Source organism: Microvirga massiliensis (genome assembly GCF_001006805.1).
Taxonomy (GTDB): Bacteria; Pseudomonadota; Alphaproteobacteria; order Rhizobiales; family Beijerinckiaceae; genus Microvirga; species Microvirga massiliensis.
Genome location: NZ_LN811360.1, coordinates 285,108 through 286,699, shown reverse-complemented (window position 1 = coordinate 286,699; position 1,592 = coordinate 285,108). Strand labels below are relative to the sequence as shown.

Below are 1,592 nucleotides of genomic sequence, written 5' to 3'. Positions count from 1 at the left end.
CCGTTCATGAAGAGGAGGCGGGCTCCGGCGACCCTGTTCGCATCCGCGGGGGACGGCTGGAAGACGTGCGCATCGCCGTTCGGGCCCACGAGCGTCGAGACCTCGACCCGCTCACCGCCCACCTGCCGCACGAGGTCGGCGAGGATGCTGAAGGAGGCCACGGCCTTGACCTTCTCGGCGGCAAGGGCCGGCCATGCCGGCAAGGCGAGAATGCCAAGGGTGATCGCAAGGGCGGAACGTCTCGACAGCGGCATCACTCTCTCCAGAAAAATCAGCATCCGGCGGGCAACCCCACGTGCAGGTTCGACACGAAGGGCGTCAAGCGGAGGCGCGTTCGTGCGCCCCGACGTCCCGGGTGGCAACAAGGCATTGGCCATCCGGCCCGGCCGATGGCTCGCGCGACGAAAGCCGTCAGACCCATGATGTCGGTGAGCGGCTTGCTCCGGATGCTTTCAGGACTTCATCAATCACTCACCGAACGATTGGTGGTCTTTGCCACCGAATGTTGCACCAAAGTGGGAGCGCTGCGGAGGTCTATTCAGCCACGAGCACGCGCCGGCACTCGGCGGGGAGCTGCGCCATCGTCAGTGGCGGGCGTGGCTTGCCAGGCTTGGGGAAGAGCATTTCATGTGTGAACCACCGATTGAGTTCCGCCCCGCAGCCGTCTCCAGGTGGTGGCGGGTCCTGGCCCACGCAGCCCTCTTCACCACGCGGACAGGCGAGACGGATGTGGAAGTGATAGTTGTGCCCGAACATCGGGCGCACTTTCGTCAACCAGGAACGGTCGCCGACCGCCTCACGGCAGAGTGCGCGCTTGATGGCCGCATTGACGAAAATTCGCGTCACCTCCGGCTCCCGCGAGACGGCACGGATCAGGGCCGTATGCTGCGGCGTCCAGGCCTCCGGCTCGATGTCGAGGCGGTCAGGCCGAACCATGTCGGTCGCCGAAATCGTCTCGCGCTCCTCACGGGTGAGGCGGCGGTCGGGCATCGGCGTCAGCCAGATATCGGCATCGAGGCCGAGCTGGTGCGAGGCGTGGCCCGTGAGCATCGGCCCACCGCGCGGCTGAGCGATGTCCCCCACGAGAAGGCCTGGCCACCCGTTGATTTCCGGCACCTTCTTGCTCAGACGCTCCAGGAACGAGATCAGCTTCGGATGGCCCCAGTTGCGGTTCCGGGAAAGCCGCATGACCTGCCAGGTGGCGCCGTCGATCGGCAGCGCAAGGGCGCCGGCCATGCAGCCACGGGCGTAGCTGCCGATGGCTCGAGCGGCGAGAGGCGCAGGCTCCGTCTTCCGTCCGAACAACTCCTTTGCCGGCGTCGATGGGCTCTGCGGCTCGGCGAGTGGGGGCAGCGGTTTGGGATCGAGCGTGCCGGGATCCTGTGCGTGGACCGGTGCAGCCGCGACGAGTAGTCCTAGACCGAGCGCCCGAAGCAAGATCATGTTCTGCCGTTCCGCAAGCACCTGCTCTATCTGGACAGAGCAGGTGCCGTGCGGCGGAATTGCCCGATGCCACATACGATGGCAACGCGGCGTGAAGTCGTCAGAGCTGAGCAACCACTGCGGACTCGCACGCTTGTCCGGAAGCCTGG

The 1,592-nt window shown here is 66.2% G+C and carries 2 protein-coding genes; both read right to left on the bottom strand.

From position 1 onward, the window contains the following. A partial coding sequence (locus BN1233_RS29460) for a metal ABC transporter solute-binding protein, Zn/Mn family (RefSeq protein WP_187144400.1) occupies nt 1–254 on the bottom strand: 254 nt, incomplete at its 3' end. Between the two features lie 280 nt (nt 255–534). Continuing rightward, complete coding sequence (gene mepA / locus BN1233_RS29455) at nt 535–1,443, bottom strand: penicillin-insensitive murein endopeptidase (RefSeq protein WP_046867273.1); 909 nt, start codon at nt 1,441–1,443, stop codon at nt 535–537. Between the last annotated feature and the right edge of the window lie 149 nt (nt 1,444–1,592).